The organism is Pseudomonas syringae group sp. 26L6 (genome assembly GCF_032587815.1).
GTDB classification, from domain to species: domain Bacteria; phylum Pseudomonadota; class Gammaproteobacteria; order Pseudomonadales; family Pseudomonadaceae; genus Aquipseudomonas; species Aquipseudomonas amygdali.
In genome coordinates, this window is sequence record NZ_JAWHPJ010000055.1 from 1 (window position 1) to 24,327 (window position 24,327).

At 59.1% G+C, this 24,327-nt stretch carries 21 protein-coding genes; 6 read left to right on the forward strand and 15 right to left on the reverse strand.

The window, feature by feature from the left end; all coding sequences use genetic code 11:
• Positions 1 to 383: 383 nt before the first annotated feature.
• From RYA97_RS23805 to RYA97_RS23840, 8 genes are all read right to left on the reverse strand, one after another.
• Positions 384 to 1,286 carry a peptidoglycan DD-metalloendopeptidase family protein gene (locus RYA97_RS23805; RefSeq protein ID WP_004659063.1) on the reverse strand — a complete coding sequence of 301 codons (903 nt, stop codon included), beginning with the start codon at positions 1,284 to 1,286 and terminating at the stop codon, positions 384 to 386.
• Between the two features lie 229 nt (positions 1,287 to 1,515).
• Complete coding sequence (locus tag RYA97_RS23810; protein WP_002555886.1) at positions 1,516 to 2,406, reverse strand: response regulator; 891 nt, start codon at positions 2,404 to 2,406, stop codon at positions 1,516 to 1,518.
• A 203-nt stretch (positions 2,407 to 2,609) separates the two neighbouring features.
• A complete protein-coding gene (gene phoU / locus RYA97_RS23815) occupies positions 2,610 to 3,371 on the reverse strand; it encodes a phosphate signaling complex protein PhoU (protein ID WP_002555887.1) in 762 nt (253 codons plus the stop codon).
• A 70-nt stretch (positions 3,372 to 3,441) separates the two neighbouring features.
• A complete protein-coding gene (gene pstB / locus RYA97_RS23820) occupies positions 3,442 to 4,275 on the reverse strand; it encodes a phosphate ABC transporter ATP-binding protein PstB (RefSeq protein ID WP_005734982.1) in 834 nt (277 codons plus the stop codon).
• 66 nt (positions 4,276 to 4,341) lie between these two features.
• The gene (gene pstA, locus RYA97_RS23825; protein ID WP_170947386.1) at positions 4,342 to 5,958 is read right to left on the reverse strand and encodes a phosphate ABC transporter permease PstA; all 1,617 of its coding nucleotides are present in this window, start codon (positions 5,956 to 5,958) and stop codon (positions 4,342 to 4,344) included.
• Positions 5,959 to 6,027: 69 nt separating this feature from the next.
• Positions 6,028 to 8,313, reverse strand: a complete 2,286-nt coding sequence (locus tag RYA97_RS23830) for an ABC transporter permease subunit (RefSeq protein ID WP_162882918.1) — start codon at positions 8,311 to 8,313, stop codon at positions 6,028 to 6,030.
• A gap of 142 nt (positions 8,314 to 8,455) precedes the next feature.
• Positions 8,456 to 9,454: a phosphate ABC transporter substrate-binding protein PstS family protein gene (locus tag RYA97_RS23835; RefSeq protein ID WP_117139746.1), complete on the reverse strand. Its 999-nt coding sequence runs from the start codon at positions 9,452 to 9,454 to the stop codon at positions 8,456 to 8,458.
• Between the two features lie 167 nt (positions 9,455 to 9,621).
• Positions 9,622 to 10,911 carry an MFS transporter gene (locus tag RYA97_RS23840; RefSeq protein WP_005744882.1) on the reverse strand — a complete coding sequence of 430 codons (1,290 nt, stop codon included), beginning with the start codon at positions 10,909 to 10,911 and terminating at the stop codon, positions 9,622 to 9,624.
• A gap of 431 nt (positions 10,912 to 11,342) precedes the next feature.
• Here RYA97_RS23840 and RYA97_RS23845 point away from each other — a divergent pair, with 431 nt between their 5' ends.
• On the forward strand, positions 11,343 to 11,744 hold the full coding sequence (locus RYA97_RS23845; protein ID WP_002555893.1) for an acyl-CoA thioesterase: 402 nt from the start codon (positions 11,343 to 11,345) through the stop codon (positions 11,742 to 11,744).
• A gap of 91 nt (positions 11,745 to 11,835) precedes the next feature.
• Complete coding sequence (locus tag RYA97_RS23850) at positions 11,836 to 12,747, forward strand: D-hexose-6-phosphate mutarotase (RefSeq protein WP_004666602.1); 912 nt, start codon at positions 11,836 to 11,838, stop codon at positions 12,745 to 12,747.
• A 20-nt stretch (positions 12,748 to 12,767) separates the two neighbouring features.
• Here RYA97_RS23850 and RYA97_RS23855 read toward each other — a convergent pair whose 3' ends face one another.
• The 4 genes from RYA97_RS23855 to purE form a co-directional block, all read right to left on the reverse strand.
• Positions 12,768 to 13,301, reverse strand: a complete 534-nt coding sequence (locus tag RYA97_RS23855) for a DUF3299 domain-containing protein (RefSeq protein WP_117139747.1) — start codon at positions 13,299 to 13,301, stop codon at positions 12,768 to 12,770.
• 82 nt (positions 13,302 to 13,383) lie between these two features.
• Positions 13,384 to 13,629, reverse strand: coding sequence for a GlsB/YeaQ/YmgE family stress response membrane protein (locus tag RYA97_RS23860; RefSeq protein ID WP_002555896.1), 246 nt, complete (start codon positions 13,627 to 13,629; stop codon positions 13,384 to 13,386).
• Between the two features lie 335 nt (positions 13,630 to 13,964).
• Entirely contained in the window at positions 13,965 to 15,047 is a 1,083-nt protein-coding gene (locus RYA97_RS23865) for a 5-(carboxyamino)imidazole ribonucleotide synthase (RefSeq protein ID WP_117139749.1), read from the reverse strand.
• Positions 15,048 to 15,056: 9 nt separating this feature from the next.
• Complete coding sequence (purE, locus tag RYA97_RS23870; RefSeq protein ID WP_002555898.1) at positions 15,057 to 15,548, reverse strand: 5-(carboxyamino)imidazole ribonucleotide mutase; 492 nt, start codon at positions 15,546 to 15,548, stop codon at positions 15,057 to 15,059.
• Positions 15,549 to 15,926: 378 nt separating this feature from the next.
• On the opposite strand from purE, the gene RYA97_RS23875 reads away from it, so the two are divergent.
• Positions 15,927 to 16,541: a reprolysin-like metallopeptidase gene (locus RYA97_RS23875; RefSeq protein ID WP_005781454.1), complete on the forward strand. Its 615-nt coding sequence runs from the start codon at positions 15,927 to 15,929 to the stop codon at positions 16,539 to 16,541.
• Positions 16,542 to 16,579: 38 nt separating this feature from the next.
• Here the strand turns inward: RYA97_RS23875 and RYA97_RS23880 are convergent, their stop codons facing one another.
• Positions 16,580 to 17,491 carry a LysR substrate-binding domain-containing protein gene (locus RYA97_RS23880; RefSeq protein ID WP_002555901.1) on the reverse strand — a complete coding sequence of 304 codons (912 nt, stop codon included), beginning with the start codon at positions 17,489 to 17,491 and terminating at the stop codon, positions 16,580 to 16,582.
• A gap of 318 nt (positions 17,492 to 17,809) precedes the next feature.
• Here RYA97_RS23880 and aspA point away from each other — a divergent pair, with 318 nt between their 5' ends.
• The 3 genes from aspA (at position 17,810) to RYA97_RS23895 (ending at position 22,002) form a co-directional block, all read left to right on the forward strand.
• Positions 17,810 to 19,234 carry an aspartate ammonia-lyase gene (gene aspA, locus RYA97_RS23885; RefSeq protein WP_002555902.1) on the forward strand — a complete coding sequence of 475 codons (1,425 nt, stop codon included), beginning with the start codon at positions 17,810 to 17,812 and terminating at the stop codon, positions 19,232 to 19,234.
• A 282-nt stretch (positions 19,235 to 19,516) separates the two neighbouring features.
• The gene (locus RYA97_RS23890; protein WP_005744886.1) at positions 19,517 to 20,968 is read left to right on the forward strand and encodes an alanine/glycine:cation symporter family protein; all 1,452 of its coding nucleotides are present in this window, start codon (positions 19,517 to 19,519) and stop codon (positions 20,966 to 20,968) included.
• Positions 20,969 to 20,997: 29 nt separating this feature from the next.
• A complete protein-coding gene (locus RYA97_RS23895) occupies positions 20,998 to 22,002 on the forward strand; it encodes an asparaginase (protein WP_004659093.1) in 1,005 nt (334 codons plus the stop codon).
• 59 nt (positions 22,003 to 22,061) lie between these two features.
• Here RYA97_RS23895 and RYA97_RS23900 read toward each other — a convergent pair whose 3' ends face one another.
• Positions 22,062 to 22,949 carry a bestrophin family protein gene (locus tag RYA97_RS23900; protein ID WP_004659096.1) on the reverse strand — a complete coding sequence of 296 codons (888 nt, stop codon included), beginning with the start codon at positions 22,947 to 22,949 and terminating at the stop codon, positions 22,062 to 22,064.
• A gap of 120 nt (positions 22,950 to 23,069) precedes the next feature.
• Positions 23,070 to 24,281: a YeeE/YedE family protein gene (locus RYA97_RS23905; protein ID WP_005781451.1), complete on the reverse strand. Its 1,212-nt coding sequence runs from the start codon at positions 24,279 to 24,281 to the stop codon at positions 23,070 to 23,072.
• Between the last annotated feature and the right edge of the window lie 46 nt (positions 24,282 to 24,327).

Consider the following 24,327-nt stretch of genomic DNA (forward strand, 5'->3'; position numbering starts at 1 on the left):
AAAGCGGACGCAGAGCGTCCAGAACTGCATACCCACGCGGAGCATGGGCACGATAGGTGCTCTCCCGAACGCCTATCTTTCCTCACGCTCCAGCGTGGGAATGCCTTGGGTGACGCTCCGCGTCACAAATCTGCGCCACGCCGCATACTCAAAGCGGACGCAGAGCGTCCAGAACTGCATACCCACGCGGAGCATGGGCACGATAGGTCCTCTCCCGAACGCCTATCGTTACTCACGCTCCAGCGTGGGAATGCCTTGGGTGACGCTCCGCGTCACAGATCTGCGCCGCGCCGCATACTCAAAGCGGACGCGGAGCGCCCTGAACGGCATACCGACGCGGAGCGTCGGCACGATAGTCAAGAAATGCACGGTCGCTCCAGCAGTCAATTCCCGCCGACGGCGAAGTTAGGCAGGCTCTGCACTGGTCTGGCGAATTCGTAAGGGATCGATACCAGTTCATGGCCCGAATTGCGTTGTACGACAAAGTGCAGATGCGGGCCGGTGCTGTTGCCGGTATTACCCGACCGCGCCAGCGCGGTTCCGACGCTGACCCGCTGACCTTCCCTGACACTCACCGAACCGCGCATCAGGTGCAGGTAGACGCCCATCGTGCCGTCTTCGTGCAGAATCCGTACGAAGTTGCCTGACGCATTCGACCCCCTGCCTGACTGGCTGTTTTCGATCTTTATCACCGTCCCGCCGCGTGCGGCGATGATCGGCGTGCCTTCGGGCATGGCAATGTCCATCGCATAGCGGCCCTTGGCACCGTAATGACTGTATTTGCCATTCGGCCCCTGAGTCAGGCGAAACGGTCCGCCAATCCACGGCAATGGGTATTTATAGGCCTGCACCGAACCTTTGGGATCGCCCAGGGTTGAAGTCAGCACCGAGGCGTAGTTCATCGGCTTGCTCCCCACTTTGGGGCTCAGCACCACCACACGTTCATTACTGCGCGCAGGGATCGTACGGCGCAGCGTTGCTGACGAGCCAGAGACGCCCAGCACGTTGGTTACGCTGGAAAGCTTGAGTTCGACCTCGACCGGGGCGTACAGATCGTTGCGCACGTACAGGCTGTGCACGCCCTTTTCACGTCTGACACTCAAATGCACCTGGCCGTCGATGCGCTCGACCATCCGGTCCCGAAACACCATGACCGATGCGCCAGGTGTTGGCCGATCCGAGAATGACACCACGCCATCGGCATCGGTGAATTTATAGATCGTGACTGCCCCGGCCGACTGCACAGTCAACATCAGGGCAAACAGGATAAGCAAGCGTGCAAGCATCAGAGGCGTTCGGGTTCAAGGGCACTGGGTGCCAAGCCTAGCAGCCTTGCAGACAGAAGAGGACTCGTCGGTATCAATCGGACATGAATAGCGCGCCAGACAAGCCACGGACACAGCATGATCAGCGAGGGGGTGATTGCAGCGGGGTGAAGTTATCGGGTAGCTGTGCAGTAGGTATTTGGGGCATGCCAACGCGAACGTCGGCATGCCAGTCAGCAGGAGGCGTGTATCAGGCTCCGGGGATAAAGTGCTTCTGAGCCGTGCCACGTGCGATCAGGCGCGACAGGTAGTCGAGCTTCTGCGCATCCTGATCGACAAAGCGGAAAGTCACTTGCAGCCATTCACTGTCAGGCTTCTGCTCGAACGCGGCAACGGAGTGCAGATAGCCATTCAGGCGTGCGACCTCGTTGCTCTCGCCTTGCTCAAGGTCCAGTACCGCGCTGTCGAGCACCTGCGGCAGGTTTTCGCTGACGCGTATCACCAGTGTGGCGTCTTTCAGCGTCAAAGCCTTGATCACGCACGACTGAATGCCGTTGGGCAGGCGCAACTGACCCTGTCCACGACCGGCAGGCTCCGGCGATTTGGCTGCTACAGGCGGCGCTTTGGCGATACCGGCAGGCGCGGCAGCTGGCGTGGCGCGAACCACTTCGGCCTTGCCGCCGGTCAATGCACTGAGCGAGTCATTGAGCGGCGAGTTCATGCGTGCCGGAGCTGTGGACATGACCGCATCAAGCTTGCCGACCTTTGCCAGCGCCTTCTTGACCTTGGTCAGCAACTGCTCGTTGGTGAACGGTTTGCCGACAAAATCGGTCACGCCGGCCTGAATAGCCTGCACGACGTTTTCCTTGTCGCCACGGCTGGTCACCATGATGAACGGCACGGTTCTCAGGTAATTGTCTTGCTCACGACACCATGTCAACAGCTCCAGGCCGGACATCTCGGGCATTTCCCAGTCGCACAGAATCAGATCGAACGACTCTTTGCCCAGCAAAGCCTGAGCCTTGCGACCATTGACTGCGTCCTCGGTATGAATCCCGGGAAAATAATTGCGCAGCCCTTTCTTGACCAAGTCGCGAATGAAAGTCGCGTCATCCACCACCAATACACTGACCTTACTCATCGACGCTCCTGCGGGCGTGTTCACCTGGAGGCGAACTGCGGTATGCCAACACGCCCTTTGTTTCGGCAAGCATAGCGTTGACCGGTGGCCAACTGCCATATTGATTGACTGCGCCGCGACATTTAATCCGCAGGCGACGGGAATACTCGTCTGCACAACGAAAAACGCCCAGCGCATGCTGGGCGTTTTTCTCGCAGGCAATCTTACTTATCGTCAGCGTCGCCCGGAACATTAGCGGTTTCGCTCGAGATACCCTGCACTTCTTCCTTCATGCGCTTGAGCCCCATGTGCCGCACGTCGGTGCCACGCACCAGATAAATCACCAGCTCGGAAATGTTGCGAGCATGGTCGCCGATGCGCTCCAGAGAGCGCAGCACCCAGATGACGTCCAGCACGCGGGAGATCGAGCGTGGATCTTCCATCATGTAGGTCGCCAGCTCGCGCAGGGCGGTTTTGTACTCACGGTCGATGGTCTTGTCGTACTGCGCGACCGACAGGGCCAGCTCGGCGTCGAAACGCGCGAACGAGTCCAGGGCATCGCGAACCATGTTGCGCACCTGATCACCGATATGACGGACCTCGACGTAACCGCGTGGCGCCTCGCCCTCTTCGCAGAGTTTGATGGCACGGCGGGCGATCTTGGTGGCTTCATCACCGATGCGCTCCAGGTCGATCACCGACTTGGAAATGCTGATGATCAGGCGCAGATCGGACGCCGCTGGCTGGCGACGAGCCAGAATGCGCAGGCATTCTTCATCAATGCTGCGCTCCATCTGATTGATCCGGTCGTCGACCTCGCGAACGCGCTGGGCAAGACCGGAGTCGGCCTCGATCAGTGCCGTGACAGAATCGTTCACCTGCTTCTCGACCAGGCCACCCATTTCGAGCAAATGGCTGCGAACGTCTTCGAGTTCAGCGTTGAACTGTTGGGAAATGTGATGCGTATGGCTGTCTTTGTGGATCATGCTGGGTGTCCTTGGAACGTCCGGTTAATAGCGAAAACGCAGCGGTGGTTCAGGTCTGACGAAGCACGTCCTAGCCGTAACGACCGGTGATGTAGTCTTCTGTCTGTTTTTTTGCCGGGTTGGTGAACAAGGTGTCTGTATCACCGAACTCGACAAGTTTGCCCATGTACATAAACGCGGTGTAATCCGACACCCGAGCCGCCTGCTGCATGTTGTGCGTAACGATCACAATGGTGTATTTCGATTTCAGTTCGTAGATCAGTTCTTCAACTTTAAGGGTCGAAATCGGGTCAAGTGCCGAACAGGGTTCGTCGAGCAGCAGCACTTCCGGCTCCACGGCGATCGTTCTGGCAATGACCAGACGCTGCTGCTGCCCCCCGGACAAACCCAATGCCGACTCATGCAGTCGATCCTTGACCTCATCCCAGAGCGCAGAGGCTTTCAGCGCCCACTCGACGGCTTCATCGAGTACGCGCTTCTTGTTGATGCCCTGAATGCGCAGGCCGTAGACCACGTTTTCATAAATCGTCTTGGGGAACGGGTTCGGCTTCTGGAACACCATGCCGACGCGCCGACGCAACTCAGCAACTTCCTCGCCTTTGGTGTAGATGTTGTGACCGTACAGGTTGATTGCGCCTTCAACGCGGCAGCCATCGACCAGATCGTTCATGCGATTGAAACTGCGCAACAGGGTCGACTTGCCACAACCGGACGGACCGATGAACGAGGTCACCTTCTGCTTGGGGATATTCAGGGCAATATCGAACAGCGCCTGCTTGTCGCCATAGAACAGATTCAGACCCGGCACTTCGATGGCCACGGTCTCATCGGCCAGATCCAGGCGCTGCTTGTGACGCCTCAGGGCCGACATGTTCATGCCATGGGTCGGGCTTTCATGCTGCATGGATTGCTCCTGTGCGAACGATTCGCTTCATCGAACGGCTGCGTTTGCCAAAGGGCGAATTCGGGATCAATTGTCGAGCGCCTTATATTTTTCCCGCAAATGGTTACGAATACTCACAGCCGATAGATTGAGCAAGGCGATGACCAGCACCAGCAACAGCGCGGTGGCGTAGACCAGCGGGCGTGCCGCCTCGACGTTCGGGCTCTGGAAGCCGACGTCGTAAATGTGGAAACCCAGGTGCATGATCTTCTGATCGAGATGCAGATAAGGATAGTTGCCATCCAGCGGCAGCGACGGGGCCAGTTTGACCACGCCCACCAGCATCAATGGCGCAACTTCCCCGGCGGCACGCGCCACCGCCAGAATCAGGCCGGTCATCATTGCCGGGCTGGCCATTGGCAATACAATCTTCCACAGCGTCTCGGCCTTGGTCGCGCCCAGCGCCAGCGAGCCTTCGCGCAGGGTCAGCGGAATACGCGCCAACCCTTCTTCGGTGGCCACGATCACCACCGGCACGGCCAGCAGCGCCAGGGTCAGCGAGGCCCATAACAGGCCTGGCGTACCAAACGTCGGGGCTGGCAGCGCTTCAGGAAAGAACAGCCGGTCTACCGAGCCGCCGAGCACATAAACGAAAAACCCGAGGCCGAACACGCCGTACACAATCGCCGGCACACCGGCCAGGTTGTTCACCGCAATGCGGATCAGCCGGGTAACCGGCCCCTGACGCGCGTACTCGCGCAGGTAAACCGCTGCCAGCACACCGAACGGCGTCACGATCACTGCCATGATCAGGGTCATCATCACCGTGCCGAAGATAGCCGGGAAAATACCCCCTTCGGTGTTGGCTTCGCGAGGGTCGTCACTGAGAAATTCCCACAGTTTCTGGAAGTAGAAACCCAGCTTGGTAACGGTGCCCATCGCGTTGGGCTGGTAAGCACGCACCACTTTGCCCAGGCTGAGTTCGATTTCTTTGCCATTGCCATCGCGTGCCGTCAGGCTGTCGCGATCAAAAGCCTCATGCAGGCCGTCCAGACGCCCCTCGATAACCTTGTAACGCGCGTCCAGCTCGGCACGTTCTGCAGCCATGTCAGCTTGCGCAGCGGCATCGAGCCGGCCATTGAGTTCCAGCTTGCGGGCCTGCAGACGCAGGCGCTCAATACCGTGATTGATGGCCCCGATGTCTTTCTTTTCCAGAATGTAGAGTTCGTCAGCCAGCTTTTCGACGCGTTTGATGCGCTCTTGCAGGATCGGCCAGGCAGCTTCGCCTTGTGCCACTATCCGGCCGTCTTCTTTGACGTTGACCAGATAGCCGTAGAAATTGCCCCACTCCCGGCGCTCCAGTGTCATCAGTTCGGCAGGACGACTCTGGTCGGTCAGCCAGTCGCCCACAACCCAGGTGAAATCGCTGGGGTTGAGGTCACGGTTGCCAACCTTGAACAGCTCACGGGTCATGAACTCCGGCCCTTGGTCAGGCACCGGCAGACCCGCGCTTTTCAAACGCGCACGAGGAACCTGTTCCTGCTCGACCCGCTCACCGACCAGCACACTCGATTCCTGATTGGGCACCGCATAACGTGCGACCACCAGATCAGCGGGCCAGAAGTGCCCAAGACCCCGCACGGCGATCACTGCCAGCAGGCCGATGGTCATGATGACAGCGATGGATACGGCACCCGCACTCATCCAGACGCCGGGGGCGCCGCTTTTGAACCAGCTCTTGAGGGAGTTCCGCTTCACCAACGCCTACCTTCCTTACAACGCCGAGTATTGCTTGCGCAGTCGCTGACGAATCAACTCTGCGAGGGTGTTCATCACGAAGGTGAACATCAACAGCACCAAGGCCGCCAGAAACAGCACCCGATAATGGCTGCCGCCCACTTCCGACTCCGGCATCTCCACCGCGACATTGGCCGCCAGTGTACGCATGCCTTCAAACAGGTTCATGTCCATGATCGGCGTGTTACCGGTCGCCATCAGCACAATCATGGTTTCCCCCACGGCCCGGCCCATGCCGATCATCAAGGCGGAAAAGATGCCGGGGCTGGCGGTCAGGATGACTACACGCGTCAGGGTCTGCCAAGGCGTCGCGCCCAGCGCCAGAGAGCCCAGTGTCAGGCTGCGCGGCACGCTGAACACGGCGTCTTCGGCAATTGAATAGATGTTGGGGATCACCGCGAAACCCATTGCAATGCCGACCACCAACGCGTTGCGCTGATCGTAGGTGATGCCCAGTTGGTCGCGGATCCATGTGCTCATGTCGCCGCCGAAGAACCAGCTCTCCAGGTGCGGACTCATGCTCAGTGAAAACCAGCCCACCAATAGCACAACGGGAATCAGGATCGCGCCTTCCCAGCCATCGGGCACGCGCAGGCGAAGCGAGTCAGGCAGACGGGTCCAGAAAAAGCCTGCCAGCAAAATGCCGATCGGCGTGAGCAGCAGCAAACTGAAGATGCCCGGCAAATGACCTTCCAGGTACGGCGCCAGAAACAATCCGGCAAAGAAACCGAGAATCACCGTCGGCATCGCTTCCATCAATTCAATCACCGGCTTGACCTTGCGGCGCATGCCCGGCGCCATGAAGTAGGCGGTGTAGATCGCGGCAGCCACGGCCAGCGGCGCGGCCAGCAGCATGGCGTAGAACGCCGCTTTCAGGGTGCCGTAGGTCAACGGTGCCAGGCTCAGCTTCGGCTCGAAGTCGGAGTTGGACGCCGTGGATTGCCAAACGTACTTGGGCTCGTCGTAATTCTCATACCAGACCTTGCCCCATAGAGAGCTCCAGGAGACTTCCGGGTGCGGGTTGTCCAGCGCCAGCGGCAACAGCTTGCCAGCGCTTTCGATCAGAACCCGGTTGGCGCGCGGCGATAACGCCAGAATGCCGGGACCGTCAGTTACCTTGTCGATCAGCAAGGTTCGGTGCGCGGTGCTGTGGAACACGCCAAGCTTTCCCGAGGCGTCCAGAGCAATGAAGCCCTTGCGCCGCTGTTCGGCCTTGATCTGCTCGATAGGTGCGCTGCTCATTTTAAAGTCGCGGATGCGCATCAGACGCTGCTCGCCGTCAGTGTCCCGGGCCATGAACCACTGGGACATGCTGCCCTTTGAGTTGCCAATGATCAGCGAAATACCGCCGACCAGCTGGGCACTCGCCGTGATCTCGGCGTTACCGTCTTCCAGCAATTTATAGCGACCATTGAGGGTTCGGTCGCGCAGGCTGAACACATCCGCCTGCGCGCGACCATTGATGACATACAACCATTGCTGGCGCGGGTCGATGTAAATCGCTTTAACGGCGGCCGACATCTGCGGTAGCTCGATGCGCGTCTGCTCACGCGTCATCTCGCCGGTCATCATGTTTTCTTTCTGCTCGAGCGAGATAACGTGCAACTGAGTGCCGGTAGACCCTGCCAGCTTGAGGCTGTCGCCATCGGCACTGACGGTCACATGCTCGACTGCGCGACCGGCCTCATCCAGCACCAAAGGCGCTTCGCCGTAGGGCCAGGCCACGCTCGGGGTGATGGTTTTCTGATTGTTCGGATAGGTCGTCAGGTACGAGTGCCTGAACACCAGCACCTGGCCATTGGACAGGCCCAAGGCTATCAATGGCGCGCCGGGCTGATCCTTGCCGATGGAAGCGACGGACACGCCAGCGGGCAGTGGCAAGGCAACCTTATGCAGCTCTGCGCCATCCTTGACGTTGAAAAAGATGACTTCACCCTTGTCGGAAATGCGCATCCCGATCTGGTTCTGCTCTTCGATTGCGATCATCAACGGCGCACCCGCATCCTGCATCCAGGCGGTATTCAGCACGGGTTCGGAGGTGAGGCTTGCGCCTTTGAAGAGCGGCGCGACGACATAGGCCAGATAGAAGAAGATCAGTGTGATCGCCGCCAGAACGGCAAGGCCACCAATAGCGACGTACCAGTGAGTGAGGCGATCCTTGAACGCACGGACACGACGCTTTCTCACCATCGCAGGCGTATTGAAATCAATACGCGCTGGAGGCGAGCTTTGGTCCATCGTCGATTTGAACAGCTCATTCATGCGCACACACCGTAGACGCCTTGTATGACAGAAACATTACAGCAAGGTGACGCAAGAAAGCCCGCTGCCTGCGAAACCGGCGGCGGACTGTTCAATTTGTATGCAGGCCAGTCCATTGAGCCCCGCTCCAACGCGTACGTGACTACTTTACCGCCACGCCGCCCGCGCCCTGCAGGCCAAGATCGGCCAGCGTCTTCTCGACGACACGGGCGGGCAGCGGGATATAACCGTCCTTCATCACCACTTCCTGGCCCTGTCTCGACAGCACCAGTTTTACAAATTCGGCCTCCAGCGGCGCCAAGGGCTGGTTCGGCGCCTTGTTCACGTACACATAAAGGAAGCGCGACAGTGGATAACTGCCGTTCAAGGTATTGGCTTCGCTGTCTTCGACAAACTCGCCCCCTTCCTTCTTCGCCAGCGGCACAGTTCTGACATTGGATGTCTTGTAACCGATTCCCGAATAACCGATGCCGTTAAGCGAATTGCTGATCGCGCTGACCACCGAAGCAGAGCCGGGCTGCTCGTTGACGTTGGCCTTGAAGTCGCCTTTGCACAGGGCTTCTTCCTTGAAGTAACCGTAAGTGCCCGACACCGAGTTACGACCGAACAACTGAATCGGCTTGCCTGCCAGGCTGCCGCTCACACCGACATCACCCCAGGTTTTCGCATCCGCCCTGGCACCGCACAGGCGGGTCGCGGAAAAGATCGCGTCCACTTGCTGCAGGGTCAGGCCCTTGATCGGGTTGTCCTTGTGCACGAATACGGCCAATGCGTCCACAGCGACCGGAATAGCGGTCGGTTTGTAGCCATGCTTCTGCTCGAAAGCCGACAGCTCGCCGTCTTTCATCCTGCGGCTCATCGGGCCCAGATTGGCCGTGCCCTCGGTCAGCGCGGGTGGCGCCGTGGAGGAGCCGGCCGCTTGAATCTGGATGTTCACGCTCGGGTATTCTTTCTTGTAGGCCTCGGCCCACAGGGTCATCAGATTTGCCAGAGTATCGGAGCCGACACTGGAGAGATTGCCCGACACACCGGAGGTCTTGGTATAGGCCTTGATGGCAGGGTCGACGGCAGCCAGCGTATTGGCTGCCGTCGCGCTGGCGGCAACCCATATCAGTGCAGCCATCAAACGCTTGAGTGTCATCCTTGCGCTCCTGGCAGGGTATGTAGGTGTCCACAAGCCTTTTGGGCCAGTCTTGTGACTACTCTATGAATTGATTATGACAATAAGATGAAAAGGCCATCGCCCCTCGCGGGGAGATAGCCTTTCGCTGTAGCGGATACCTTGAGCGTTTTACCAGTGGGTGCTGATCAACGCTTTCTGGTGAGCAAAAACACGCCGATTGCCATACCCAGGCCGCAGAGAATCGCGACATACCAGGCCGGGCCCATCGGGCTGCTCTTGAGCATGAACGTCACCACCATCGGCGTCAGCCCCCCGAAAATGGCGTATGCCAGGTTGTAGGAGAACGACAGCCCGGAGAAACGCACCACGGGCGGGAAAGCCTTGACCATGACATAAGGAACCGCGCCGATAGTGCCAACGAACAGCCCTGTCACGGCATACAGCGGGAACAGCACTTCCGGATGACTGCCGAGGATGTGATAGAACGTCCAGGAACTGACCAGCAACCCTGCGCTGCCCAGCAGAAACACCCAGCCTGCGCCGAAACGATCAGCCAGCGCGCCCGCAGCGATGCAACCCACGCTCAGGAATACAATTGCCAGGCTGTTGGCTTTCAGCGCGGTAGCGGCCGGAAAGCCATAGATGGTTTGCAGGATGGTCGGTGTCATCAGGATCACGACGATGATGCCGGCAGACAGCAACCAGGTCATCAGCATCGACAGCGCAACGGCGCCACGATGATCACGCAGTACCGCCTTGAGCGGCACCTCTTCGGCCAGTGCCTTGCGCAGTTGCAGCTCGGCAAACACCGGCGTTTCATGCAGCAGGCGACGCAGATAGACCGACATCAGGCCAAACACGCCACCCAGCAGGAAAGGGATACGCCAGGCGTAATCCGACACTTCGACGGGGGTATAGATGCTGTTGATCGCTGTGGCGACCAGCGAGCCCAGCAGGATGCCCGCTGTCAGGCCCGCAGTCAGGGTGCCGCAGGCATACCCGACACGCCGTGCAGGCACATGCTCGGAGACGAAGACCCAGGCGCCAGGCACTTCACCGCCGATGGCGGCACCTTGAATGACGCGCATCAACAACAGCAGAATCGGCGCCCACATGCCGATCTGCGCGTAGGTCGGTAGCAGACCCATGATCAGGGTCGGCACCGCCATCATGAAAATGCTCAGCGTGAACATTTTCTTGCGCCCCAGCAGATCGCCGAAGTGCGCCATGATAATGCCGCCCAGCGGTCTCGCCAGATAACCGGCGGCGAAAATGCCGAACGTCTGCATCATGCGCAGCCAGTCGGGCATGTCCACCGGGAAAAACAGCTTGCCGACCACCGCCGCGAAAAACACGAAAATGATGAAGTCGTAGAACTCCAGCGCGCCACCCAAAGCAGACAGCGAAAGGGTTTTGTAATCGCTGCGGGTCAAAGGCCGCGCAGGCTGCGTGGAACTTGAAGGAACAGATGACATGACAAGGCTTCTCTTTACTTGTTCTTTAAAAAGGGGCAAGCGACAGCAACGCTGGCTGCTGCGGGGTGCCGTGCAGAAGCGATTGTCGAGGGCAAAGGCGCAGATAGGCACCAAAATTGCGTGTACAGGCAGTCTTGTCACCTGTAGAGGTCCAGCAAGATAGCAAATTGCTCTTAAAAACACATGTCAAGAACTGCATCATTACAAAATGGAAACCCGACGGTCGTTCTATGACGCAACGCCCGATATACTCGCAAGTCGTCAGCAGCACTGGGAAGTTGTGCGAAAACGTCTGAATCAGCGGGTTTCGCAGAGTTTCTCTATGGGCCACACCGGCACTGGACACACAATGTTCATGCGCATGGTTTTGAATGGCGCCTGTTAACCGCGGCATACAATAATGAGAGTCATGGGTCAGAGGCACCCTAGGCATGATCGAGCTCGAACAAGAAGATCCAACTCCGCAAGGCGACCTTGCACTGCAAATTACCGCCCTTCCCCGCGAAACCAATGGCTTTGGCGACATCTTCGGCGGCTGGCTGGTCTCCCAGATGGACCTGGCGGGTACAGCCATGGCCAGTAAAGTGGCCGGCGGCCGTGTAGCGACCGTGGCGATTGATCGCATGGCGTTTCTGGTCCCGGTCGCAGTTGGCGAGCAGCTTTCCTTTTACACCCGCACCCTGGAAGTCGGACGCACCTCGATCAAGATGATGGTCGAAGTGTGGAGCGATGACCCGCTCACCAGCGAATGGCGCAAGGTCACTGAGGCCGCATTCGTGTTCGTGGCCATAGATTCCAGCGGGCGGACACGCTCGGTTCCCGCACGACGGTAACTGGTTGCTCAACCCAAGGATGGCTGCCCGGTTAAACTCACCTTGCGTGAAGCGGTCTATTTTCGTCACGGTCATTGAGTGAGAACTTTGCATGCCAACATCCCCGGTTGAACCCAACGTTGAATCTGTCCAGTACGACGAACTGAACTGCTGGCGTATTCGCCACGGCGAAGCAGAGCTGCTGGTTGCGCAGCAGGGCGCGCATATCCTCAGCTATCAAGTGGCCGGACAGCAGCCTCTGGTGTGGCTGAATGAAGAGGCGGTTTTCAAGCAAGGCAAACCCATTCGCGCGGGCATGCCCATCTGCTGGCCGTGGTTCGGTAACCTGGAACGCAACCCGCAAAGCGTGCAGGCAATGCGCGACAGCAGCGAACCTGCCAAGGCGCATGGTGAAGTGCGAGCGCTGGATTGGCAGTTGCTGGGGATCGGAGCAGATGGCGACGCACTGCTGGTGGAATTCGTCCTTCCGGAAGCCGAAGGCCACCTGCCAGGCTGGCCGCACAACGTCGCCCTGAAACTCAGCATCCGTCTGGACCATGCTCTGAACGTCAGCCTGGTCAGCTACAACTGCGGCACAGAATCTGTCGTTATCAGCCAGGCGCTGCACACCTATTTCGCCGTCAGCGATGTTCGTCAGGTCAGCGTCGAAGGGCTCGACGGCCTGCGCTACATCGAAACCCTGGCAAACTGGGAAGAACGTGAACAGGCCGGCGACCTGACGTTCACTGGCGAAACCGACCGTATCTACAAGGATACGCCGGGGGTACTCAGCATCGTTGACCCCCAATGGCAGCGCCGCATCCATATCCGCAGTACCGGCTCGAAATCAGCCATCCTGTGGAACCCGTGGATCGAGAAAACCGGCAAATTCACCGACATGGCAGCAGATGGCTGGCAGCGCATGGTCTGCGTCGAAACGGCCAACGTGCTGGACGACGTGGTGACGCTGGCCCCCGACCAGATGCATGTTCTGGGTGTGAGTATCTGGAGCGAGGCGCTCTGATCAGTTATTGATCAAGCCCATCAAAGGTCCGACTCAACCACAACGCGGACCTTTGACGCATCCATCGCATACGCCGCATCAGCCAGATCGTTACTGACCTTCTCGATTTTCAGGGTGCCTTCTACCCACAGTGGTGTGTAGATATCATCCAGTTTCAGGCCTTTGGGGTAACGCACCAGCACCAACTGGTTGGGCGGCGGTGGCGGGACGTGAATGCAGGCGCCTGGATAGGGCACGATGAAGAACAGCGTGCTGTGGCCCTTGGCATTGGTTTCGAGGGGTACAGGGTAACCGCCAAGACGAATGGTCTTGCCGTTCATTGCCGGGACGGTCTTGGTCGAATACATGACCGCTGGCAAACCCTTGCTCTGCTTCAAGCCACCCTTGCTGTCGAACGTGCCCATCGCTTCCGGAGAATTATGGTCAATCTCGGGCATGGCTTCGAGGGCTTTTTGATCGGACTTGGGCATCAGCTCAAGCCAGTCGGTTTCCGGCAACTGGGCGTGTGCAAGCCCGGACAGCAGCAGAAGAGTCATCAACAAGAAGCGGCGCATGATAAAGCTCGGCAAAGAAGGAAGAGTTGCCGCGCATTCTAGCCCTCTGTGCCACGCAGAACAGAGGGCTGAACATTAAACGTTATTTCTTTTTGATCATGCCGTAGATAACCAGCAGGATGATTGCACCTACCAGCGCGCCGAGGAAACCTGCACCCTCGCCCGCTTGATAGATACCCAGCGCCTGACCACCATAAGTGGCTGCGAGCGAGCCGGCGATACCCAGTACGATGGTCATGATCCAGCCCATGCTGTCGTCGCCCGGCTTCAGGAAGCGAGCCAGCAGACCAACGATCAGGCCGATAAAGATGGTTCCAATGATACCCATGCCATTCCCCTCTGTATTAAGTGAATATGCCTGGGCTAATGAGCAGCCCCGACCTACTGCTATCTGAGAACAGCGGCAGGGAATGGTTCCGGCGCAATGGGCAGTTTGCTTCGCGGTGGAGAATTCTTCATGAATGAGAGGGCCTGGCGATAGCGCAGAACGGCTAAACAGGGCTGACACCCCGCTAATTCTCGTTCCCACGCTCCGCGTGGTAATGCATTTCGTGACGCGGAGCGTCACCCAATGCATGCCAACGCGGAGCATTGGCACGATAGTCAGTTGGATTTGTGTATTACGTCGAGCGCAGAGCATTGGCACGATAGCCGCGGGCCTGATCAGCCCTTGATCAACGCTTCAACCAGCTTCACCTGACGATCCAGCGTAGCGCGGTCAGCGCTGCGGACCGTAGCGTGCCCTACTTTGCGGCCTGCCTTGAACGCCTTGCCGTAGTGGTGCAGGTGGCAATCTTCGACGGCGATGACCTTGTCCACTGCTGGCACTTCACCGATGAAGTTGAGCATGGCGCTCTCGCCGACCTTGGCTGTGGAGCCCAGCGGCAGACCGGCAACCGCCCGCAGGTGATTTTCAAACTGGCTGCACTCGGCGCCTTCGGTGGTCCAGTGACCGGAGTTGTGTACCCGCGGCGCAATCTCGTTGGCTTTCAGGCCGCCGTCGACCTCAAAGAACTCGAATGCCAGCACGCCCACGTAATCCAGCTGCTTCAGGACACGACCGGCGTAGTCTTCGGCCAGTGCCTGCAATGGGTGATCGGTGCTGACGATGGACAGGCGCAGGATGCCGCTGTCGTGCGTGTTGTGAACCAGCGGGTAGAACCGGGTCTCGCCATCACGTGCGCGAACGGCGATCAGCGACACTTCGCCAGTGAACGGCACGAAGCCTTCCAGCAGGCAAGGCACGCTGCCCAGCTCGGCGAACGTACCGGTCACATCTGCTGCCGAGCGCAGGACCTTCTGGCCCTTGCCGTCATAACCCAGCGTACGAGTCTTGAGCACGGCCGGCAGGCCAATGCTGGCCACCGCAGCATCCAGATCGGCCTGCGACTGAATATCGGCGAATGCGGGCGTCGGAATGCCCAGATCCTTGAACATGCTTTTTTCAAACCAGCGGTCACGCGCAATGCGCAACGCCTCGGCGCTCGGATAGACCGGTACGAACTGCGACAGAAACGCCACGGTCTCGGCCGGAACGCTTTCGAACTCGAAAGTCACCAGATCGACTTCATCAGCCAACTGACGCAGATGGTCCAGATCGCCGTAATCGGCACGCAGATGCTCGCCAAGTGCAGCAGCACAGGCATCCGGCGCGGGATCGAGAAAGGCGAAGTTCATGCCCAGCGGCGTACCTGCCAATGCCAACATGCGGCCGAGCTGGCCGCCACCGATTACACCGATCTTCATGGAAAAACCTCAGGCGTGGCGTGGGTCTGGATTGTCCAGGACGCTGTCTGTCTGCTCAGCGCGGAATTTCTTCAGCGCTGCGTGGAATTGAGGGTGTTTGGCGCCCAGGATACTGGCCGAAAGCAGCGCAGCGTTGATCGCCCCCGCTTTGCCGATGGCCAGGGTCGCTACCGGAATACCGGCAGGCATCTGCACGATCGACAGCAGGGAGTCGACACCCGACAGCATCGACGACTGTACCGGAACGCCCAGCACAGGCAGGTGGGTCTTGGCGGCACACATGCCAGGCAAGTGAGCGGCACCGCCAGCACCGGCGATGATCACTTCAATGCCACGGCCCTCTGCTTCGTCGGCGTACTGGAACAGCAGGTCCGGCGTGCGGTGAGCTGAAACCACCTTGACTTCATAAGGGATGCCGAGCTTTTCCAGCATGTCGGCAGTGTGGCTAAGGGTGGACCAATCGGACTTGGAGCCCATGATCACGCCAACCAGTGCGCTCATCGTCGTGCCTCTCATCGGGCGCCCGCAGGCGCGTCTGAAAACAACAAGCCACGCGGGGGAACCGGCGTGGCTTGTTGTACGAATAGTGACCGATTTAGCCGGCCAAAGGCCGCGCAGTATACCGCAAAGTGGTGAGTTTAAAGCACCTGCGATCACCTTCTGTCAGCAGCACCGCCAGAGATCGACGCAAGCCGTGCCCTGGAGCCGGACACACTGAAATTCCAACACGTTAACCAGCGCGCCTTACAACATGAAAGGCCTTGCCCTACGACGCTAAACGACATAGCAGGACTGTCAGGCCCGGACAGTATTTGTTTAACTGGAAGCGCGACATTGAAGTCGCAATCTAACCTGACTCTCAAGGATGAGAACGTACCAATGAAAAACAAACTGACAGTCTGGCTGTCACTTGCCGTCTTTTTTTACCTGCCATTTGCCAGCGCCGACGGCCCCAATCTGGGACTGTTCGTGATCATGCACGATCAACTGACAAAATATGAACGCGCTGAACTGGGTGACAACTACTTGAATCCCTTTCTCGCTCAGTTGCAGGAAATCACGGGGCGCAGGACAACGGTCACATTCATCAACGACGAACCGGGCCTTACAGACTTCGCCTATCGTGGGGAGGAGGATGAACAGTCGTTATACAGGCTATTTCAGACGAGCACCGCTTACGCAGACGCTAAAAACCTGCCACGCCCGTCCGAGCGCCATAAATACGTGCTGGTGACTTCCAATAAAATCCACGGGACGTTACACGGCGTTGCAGCAACAAGCCATCACGTCGCGATGGCGTCCCTGAAAGATTACAACACGCTGCCGCATGAGATCGGCCACCTGTTTGGCGCTACGCATGAGGCGGCTAGCGGTTTTCCATGCCAGACGACTATGTGGGGATATTCCACCACCTCAATCATCCCCTGCTATTACTTCAGCGATGCCAACAAGGAATTGATTCGCAAATACGTCGATAACATATCTGTTCGCTGAGCAAACGGCCTGTTGTCATGCATCACAACAGGCCGTTTTTATGCTTCGCCCGGCGACGCTGCACTCTCAAGCTTGCGCCACAGCAGGCGCACATTGGCCTTGCGTACCAGAGCGCAACGGTAAAGGCGAATCTCCAGCGGCACATGCCACTGCGGCCCGCCACACACCACCAGTTCACCGCGCGCCAGTTCGGCGCGCACACTCAGTTGCGGAACCCAGGCGATGCCCAGCCCTTCCAGTGCCATGCTTTTCAGGCTATCGGCCATCGCCGTCTCGTAAACCGTCGTGAACCGCAGGTTGCGCTGACGCAGCAGCAGATTCACCGAGCGCCCGAGAAAGGCCCCGGCGCTGTAGGCAAGCAACGGCACACTGCCCTCGCCTTCCATATCGAATAACGGCTGCCCATCGGCATCTGCCGCACAGACCGGCAACATCTCGGTATGGCCCAGATGCAGCGAGGGGAAGATTTCAGCGTCCATTTGCAGCGCGGCGTCAGGATCATAGAACGCCAGCATCAGATCGCAGCCACCTTCACGCAACGCGTGTACGGCATCGCCAACGTTGGTGGCCACCAGCCGGGTGGCAATGTTCAGCCCTTCGTTACGTAGCTGGGCAATCCAGCGCGGAAAGAACCCCAACGCCAGCGAGTGTGCCGCAGCAACCTGCATCACCTCGCCCTGCCCACCTTCCAGATGATGCAGATGGCGCACGACTTCGCCCAGTTGCTCGACCACGGTACGCGCGGTGACCAGAAACAGCTGCCCGGCAGCCGTCAGTTCGATGGGCGTGCGCGAGCGATTGACCAGCGTCAGCCCCAAGGCCGACTCAAGACTGCGGATACGCCGACTGAACGCTGGCTGAGTCACGAAACGACGCTCGGCGGCCTGAGAAAAGCTGCGGGTGGCCGCCAGGGCGCTGAAATCCTCCAGCCATTTGCTTTCCAGATTCATCAGGTCCTCCCGGACAATGGATGACTGCTTCGACAGGCGACTGCGCATGCCCTGCACCCACCCGGCTTGAAGCGACCGCAGTGGGACGACCGGCAATGCGCTGCGGATACATGGCCAGACGGCTCTGGCAAGGCTGCAGAGGCAGCGTCCGGGTGCGACATTTTGCCCCCTTTACGCACTTAACGGAATCCGGGTCACACCCTGATTATGCCGTTATTGCATAGGCCAGCGTTTAACAGCATTGGTCAAGACGGGGTGGGAAGCCCACTATTCGCGGCGTTCCGGCATTGTCCGTGCCTTTTTGAGACTTCTTTTATCATGTCCTCGCCTGCATCATCGCGCATCGAAAAAGACCTGCTTGGTGTTCTCGAAGTACCTGCCAACGCGTATTACGGCATCCAGACCCTGCGAGCGGTGAACAACTTTCACCTCTCAGGCGTGCCGCTTTCGCACTACCCTAAACTGGTTGTGGCCCTGGCCATGGTCAAACAGGCGGCAGCTGATGCAAACCACCAGCTCGGACACCTCAACGATAAAAAGCATGCGGCCATTAGCGAGGCCTGCGCCCGTCTGATCCGTGGCGACTTCCACGATCAGTTCGTGGTCGACATGATTCAGGGCGGCGCCGGCACGTCCACCAACATGAACGCCAACGAAGTCATCGCCAACATCGCCCTGGAAACCATGGGCTTCGAGAAAGGCGAATACAAGCACCTGCATCCCAACAACGATGTAAACATGGCGCAGTCGACCAACGACGCCTACCCGACCGCGATCCGCCTGGGTCTGCTGCTGGGCCATGACGCCCTGCTCGCCAGCCTCTCCAGTCTGATCCAGTCGTTCGCCGCCAAGGGCGAAGAATTCAACCATGTGCTGAAAATGGGTCGTACTCAGTTGCAGGACGCCGTGCCAATGACCCTGGGTCAGGAGTTCCGCGCCTTTGCCACCACCCTGACAGAAGACCTCAACCGCCTGCGCAGCCTGGCACCCGAGCTGTTGACCGAAGTGAACCTGGGCGGTACGGCCATCGGCACCGGCATCAACGCCGACCCTGGCTACCAAAAGCTTGCCGTCGACCGCCTGGCGCTGATCAGCGGCCAGCCGCTGGTGCCGGCAGCCGACCTGATCGAAGCGACCTCCGACATGGGCGCGTTCGTACTGTTCTCGGGCATGCTCAAGCGTACTGCGGTCAAGCTGTCGAAGATCTGCAACGACCTGCGCCTGCTGTCCAGCGGCCCGCGTACCGGGATCAACGAAATCAACCTGCCGGCACGCCAGCCAGGCAGCTCGATCATGCCCGGCAAGGTCAACCCGGTAATCCCGGAAGCGGTCAATCAGGTTGCTTTCGAAATCATCGGCAACGACCTGTCGCTGACCATGGCCGCTGAAGGCGGACAATTGCAGCTCAACGTGATGGAGCCACTGATCGCTTACAAGATTTTCGACTCTATCCGCCTGTTGCAGCGCGCCATGGACATGCTGCGCGAGCACTGCATTGTGGGCATCACGGCCAACGAACAGCGCTGCCGCGAGTTGGTCGAGCATTCGATCGGCCTGGTGACCGCACTGAACCCCTACATCGGTTACGAAAACTCCACCCGTATCGCCCGCATCGCGCTGGAAACCGGCCGCGGCGTGCTGGAACTGGTGCGTGAGGAAGGTCTGCTCGACGATGCCATGCTCGACGACATCCTGCGCCCGGAAAACATGATCGCTCCGCGTCTGGCCCCCTTGAAGGCCTGACAGGAAATGACCTGCGCACCAAGCTCACCAGATTGAGGGCCTAGACACCCCTCAATTTTTTGAGGGTCTGGGAGTGATTCTCCAGACCCTTTTTTTTGCCCGCAGCAAAGGGCTCCGACACTGGACCCAGAGCCTTCGGCACCCCACTTTGGCGGAGTAATCTGTGGAAGTATTCATTCATCGTCGCGAATGAAGAATCAGACGTCCAAGAAAGCGACTACAGACGTAAAAACTTTGCACCGGTATAGTGCGCCCCCTCAAAAGTAGCGAGGAATAACAAAAATGCTGGAAATGATTAACGACTTTCTCTCCGGTAAGGTACTGATCGTACTTATCGTTGGCCTGGGTAGTTACTTCACGATCCGCTCGCGTTTCGTTCAGTTTCGACACTTTTTCCACATGTTCTCGGTTTTTCGCGACAGTCTGCGCAGCAGCGCGGGTCAGTTGAGTTCGTTCCAGGCCCTGATGCTCAGCCTTGCGGGCCGCGTCGGAGCAGGCAACATCGCAGGCGTCGGCATTGCCGTAACGCTGGGCGGTCCGGGCGCCGTATTCTGGATGTGGGTCACCGCACTGGTCGGCATGTCCAGCAGTTTCATCGAGTGTTCACTCGCCCAGCTCTATAAACGCAAGGATTCCGAAGGACAGTTCCGCGGCGGTCCGGCGTTTTACATCCAGCACGGTCTGGGCAAGCGCTGGCTAGGCATGGTCATGGCCGTACTGTTGCTGGTGACCTTCGGCTTTGCCTTCAACGGCCTGCAATCCCACGCCGTGACCGACTCGCTGAAAAGCGCGTTCAACATCGACACCCGAACCACCGGCATCTGTCTGGTCGTGCTGCTGGGTCTGGCCTTCGTCGGCGGCATCAAGCGTATCGCGGCAATTTCCGACCTGCTGGTTCCAGTCAAGACCCTGATCTACATCGCGGTCACCATCTACGTCATCGTTCTGCAGATCGACCACGTTCCCGGCATGCTGATGACCATCGTCAGAAGCGCCTTCGGTCTTGACCCGGTATTCGGCGGCCTGATCGGCAGCGCTATCGTGATGGGCGTCAAGCGTGGCGTGTTTGCCAACGAAGCCGGTCTGGGCAGTGCGCCCAACGTGGCTGCCGTGGCGCATGTAGAGCACCCGGTTGCACAAGGCGTGGTTCAGGCGTTCAGCGTGTTCCTCGACACCTTCGTGATCTGCACCTGCACCGCCTTGCTGATCCTGCTGTCCGGTATCTACGACATCGGTTACGACGGCAACGGCATCGTTCTGGCGCAGAACTCGCTGGCCGCAGTGGTCGGTGACTGGGGTAGAATCTTCATCAGCGTGGCGCTGGCACTATTCGTCTTCACCTCGATTCTCTACAACTACTACCTGGGTGAAAACAGCCTGCGGTTCCTGTTTGGCGAGAAGATCCAGACCATCATCATCTACCGTATCGCGGTGCTGGTACTGATCATGTGGGGTGCCGTCGTCGACCTGAAAGATGTACTGGCGTTCGCCGACATCACCATGACCATGCTGGCGTTCGTTAACCTGATCGCACTCGCCATGCTGTTCAAAGTCGTCAAGCGCATTCTGAACGACTACGATTCGCAGCGTCGGGCGGGTATCAAGACGCCGGTGTTCGATTCCAGCCAGTTCCCTGATCTGGACCTGGACCGCAACGCATGGCCAGCCAATCCGACCCGTCAGTCGACACAGGACGCCGAAGCGGCCGCCAAGCCTGTACCCGAAGCACGATAACCAACGCGACCTTACGCCGGAGAACAACCATGACTGATCATGCACATAAACCCGCTCAGAGCGTCATGGTTCTTTACACCGGCGGCACCATCGGCATGCAGGCCAGCGCCAACGGCCTGGCACCCGCCTCGGGTTTCGAGGCGCGGATGGCCGGGCAACTGGCCGAGCACCCGGAACTGCGGGTGCCGCAGTGGCGCTTTCGCGAGATGTCGCCGCTGATCGACAGCGCCAACATGACCCCGTCCTACTGGCTGCGCCTGCGTGAGGCGGTGATCGAGGCGGTGGAGGTCGATGGCTGCGATGCTGTTCTGGTGCTGCATGGCACCGACACCCTGGCGTACAGCGCAGCGGCGATGAGCTTCCAGTTGCTGGGGTTCAGCGCACCGGTGCTGTTCACCGGCTCTATGCTGCCTGCCGGCGTGCAGGACAGCGATGCCTGGGAAAACGTCAACGGTGCCCTGCTGGCGCTGGGTTCGGGTCTGGTGTCAGGCGTTCAGCTGTATTTCCACGGGCAACTGATGACGCCTGTGCGCTGCGCGAAAATTCGCAGCTTCGGTCGTCAACCGTTCGCACCGCTGCAACGCTCGCGTGGCGGTCATGCGGTGGTTTCGCTGCCCGATGCACTGAACTACCGGCAGGCGAAGACGCTGGCGGAGGTCGCCGTGTTGCCGCTGTTTCCCGGCGTCGGCGCAGCTCAGCTGGACGGTCTGATCAACAGCGGTATTCGGGGTCTGGTGCTTGAGTGCTTCGGCAGCGGCACCGGGCCAAGTGATGATCCGCAGTTTCTGGCCAGCCTGGAAAATGCACGAGCGCTTGGTATCTGCGTGGTGGCGATTACCCAGTGCCACGAAGGCGGTGTCGAGCTGGATGTCTACGAAGCGGGGAGCCGTCTGCGCGGTGCAGGCGTGCTCTCCGGTGGCGGCATGACCCGTGAGGCAGCGCTTGGCAAACTGCATGCACTGCTGGGGGCAAGCCTGACGACCGAGGAAGTCAGGCGGCTGGTCGAATTGGACCTGTGTGGCGAGCTGCGTTAAGCCGCCGCAATCTCTGCGTTATCCGAGGCGTTCTGCACACGCGCAACGCCTCACCCTCTTTACGAAGCCTTGCTTTCTTCCTGCGCGCCCCTGAGCATCGAATCCAGATTACGCTCGATGTTTTCGCACAAAGCCGTCATCTGAATCTCATGTTCGCTGGCACGGAACGGACTCTGCAGGTCGGTGCCGATCTTTTCGATGGCCAACAGCATGAAACCCACCACGGTTGATGCCAGCGGCGTGAACCATCCCAGGGTCTCCACCAGGCCAATCGGTACGATCAGGCAGAACAGTGTGATGAACAGACGCGGAAAAGCGACGTACGGATAAGGCAATGGTGTGTTGGCAATACGCTCCATACCGCCCTGGCAATTGGAGATGTCCACCATGGTCGACTCAAGACGCGCCAGACGAATGCTGTCCAGTCGCCCCGCCTGATACTCCTTGGCCAACAGCGCAGCCGACGTATTGAGCAGGTCGTTGGGAAAGTTGTTGGTGTCGTGACGACGTTCGAATTCCTCGCGAGGAATCAGCATCTGAACCTCATCACCACATTTGGCGCCCTTCAGGTGCGCGGACAGGCATTTCACGTAGGCAACATGGCGACGCAACAGCGTGGCCTTGACCGGGTTGATCCCGTCGTCATCCTCGACCAGCGTCAACACCTGCCGAGCGAAGCTGCGCGAACTATTGACCAGCGCGCCCCACAACGTTCGTGCTTCCCACCAGCGGTTGTAGGCGCTGGAATTACGAAAGCTGGTGAGGACCACAAGTGCCGAGCCCAGCAGGGTCAACGGCATGGAAGGCAACGTGATCTTGCGCTCCAGATACAGCATGAAGTCGACCGTGACGATCACATCCCAAATCAACAACCAGAAAAGCGACCAACCCACGTAACCGATGGTCTTGCCGAGAAAACGGATTTTCGAAATGATCGTTTGCTGCAAAAGAACTACCCCATCGAAAAATAAGCGAATCGCAGGCTGACATCTGCCGCATGGCCTTTGAATGCCAAACCGGCAGATGGTTCGCAAACGACCCGCTTTATCTTGGGGTTACAGACTTCCTCAGCAGCCAGTCAGCGTCACTTGCGGGCGTTCGCCAGCAAAGAAAATCGGCCTCAAACGCACGCCGATCACGTTACCGGCGTAGGCTGCAACCAGCCATAGCCAGCCGTGCAGGCTACCCGAGGCAATACCGCTGAAGTACGCGCCGATGTTGCAGCCGTAGGCCAGTCGAGAGCCATAACCCAGCAGCAACCCGCCGATGACCGCAGCAACCAGCGAGCGCGTGGGAATGTCCAGGCTCGGCGCAAAACGGCCGGCCAGCCCTGCCGCCAGCAAGGCACCGAGCATGATGCCGATGTCCATCACACTGGTGACGTCTTCCCACACCGGAGCCGCCAACGCCTTGGCATTCGCCGCGCTCTGCCAGAACACCCAGCTGCCGACGTCCACACCCAGACCACTGGCTACCTTCGCGCCCCATAGCGCAAACGCCGAGGTGATGCCCCACGGACGACCCGCCAGCGCCAGTGTTGCGTAATTGAGCAGCGCCAGCGCGACAGCGCCCCAGACCAGAACCCATGGCCCGCGCAGCACCCGGCTCAACCCACGATGGTCAGTGGTAACCGGCGTTTCAAGCTGTCCATGACGCCGCTTTTCGAGCTTCACGGTTATGAAAGCGATCAAGGCGAACAGAGCGAGATTCACGATCAGCGCAGGCAATACGCCGAAGGTCTTGACCACCGAAACTGCCGGGAACGAAGGCAGGGCAAACCACCAGTCGACGTGATGGGTCGCAATCAACGAACCGAGGATGAAAAACAGCAGCGTCACCAGCATGCGTGCATTGCCGCCACCTGCGGTGAACAACGTACCGGACGCACAGCCACCGCCCAGTTGCATGCCGATACCGAAGATGAACGCCCCCACGACGACCGAAATTCCGACCGGCGCAACCAGTCCGGTAACGGGCTGACCGAACAGCGTGCCAGCACCCAGCGCAGGGAAAAACAGCACCACAGCCACCGCCAGCATGACCATTTGCGCCCGCAAACCCGCACCGCGCCGCTCACGGATAAACACCCGCCACGCCGAGGTGAAGCCGAATGCCGCGTGATACAGCGTCACGCCCAGCGCTGCGCCGACGATCCACAGCATTACCTGGCGGGCGCCGACACTGAGCAGCAGAAACTGGGCGCCCATCAGCAGCAGGAACAGCGCAGCCAGCGGCGCGCCGAACTTGCGTCCGGGTGTTGCAGTAAGAGAGTTGTTCATGGGTATCTCAGGACAAGTAACAGAAAGTGCAGATTATACGCCTGCC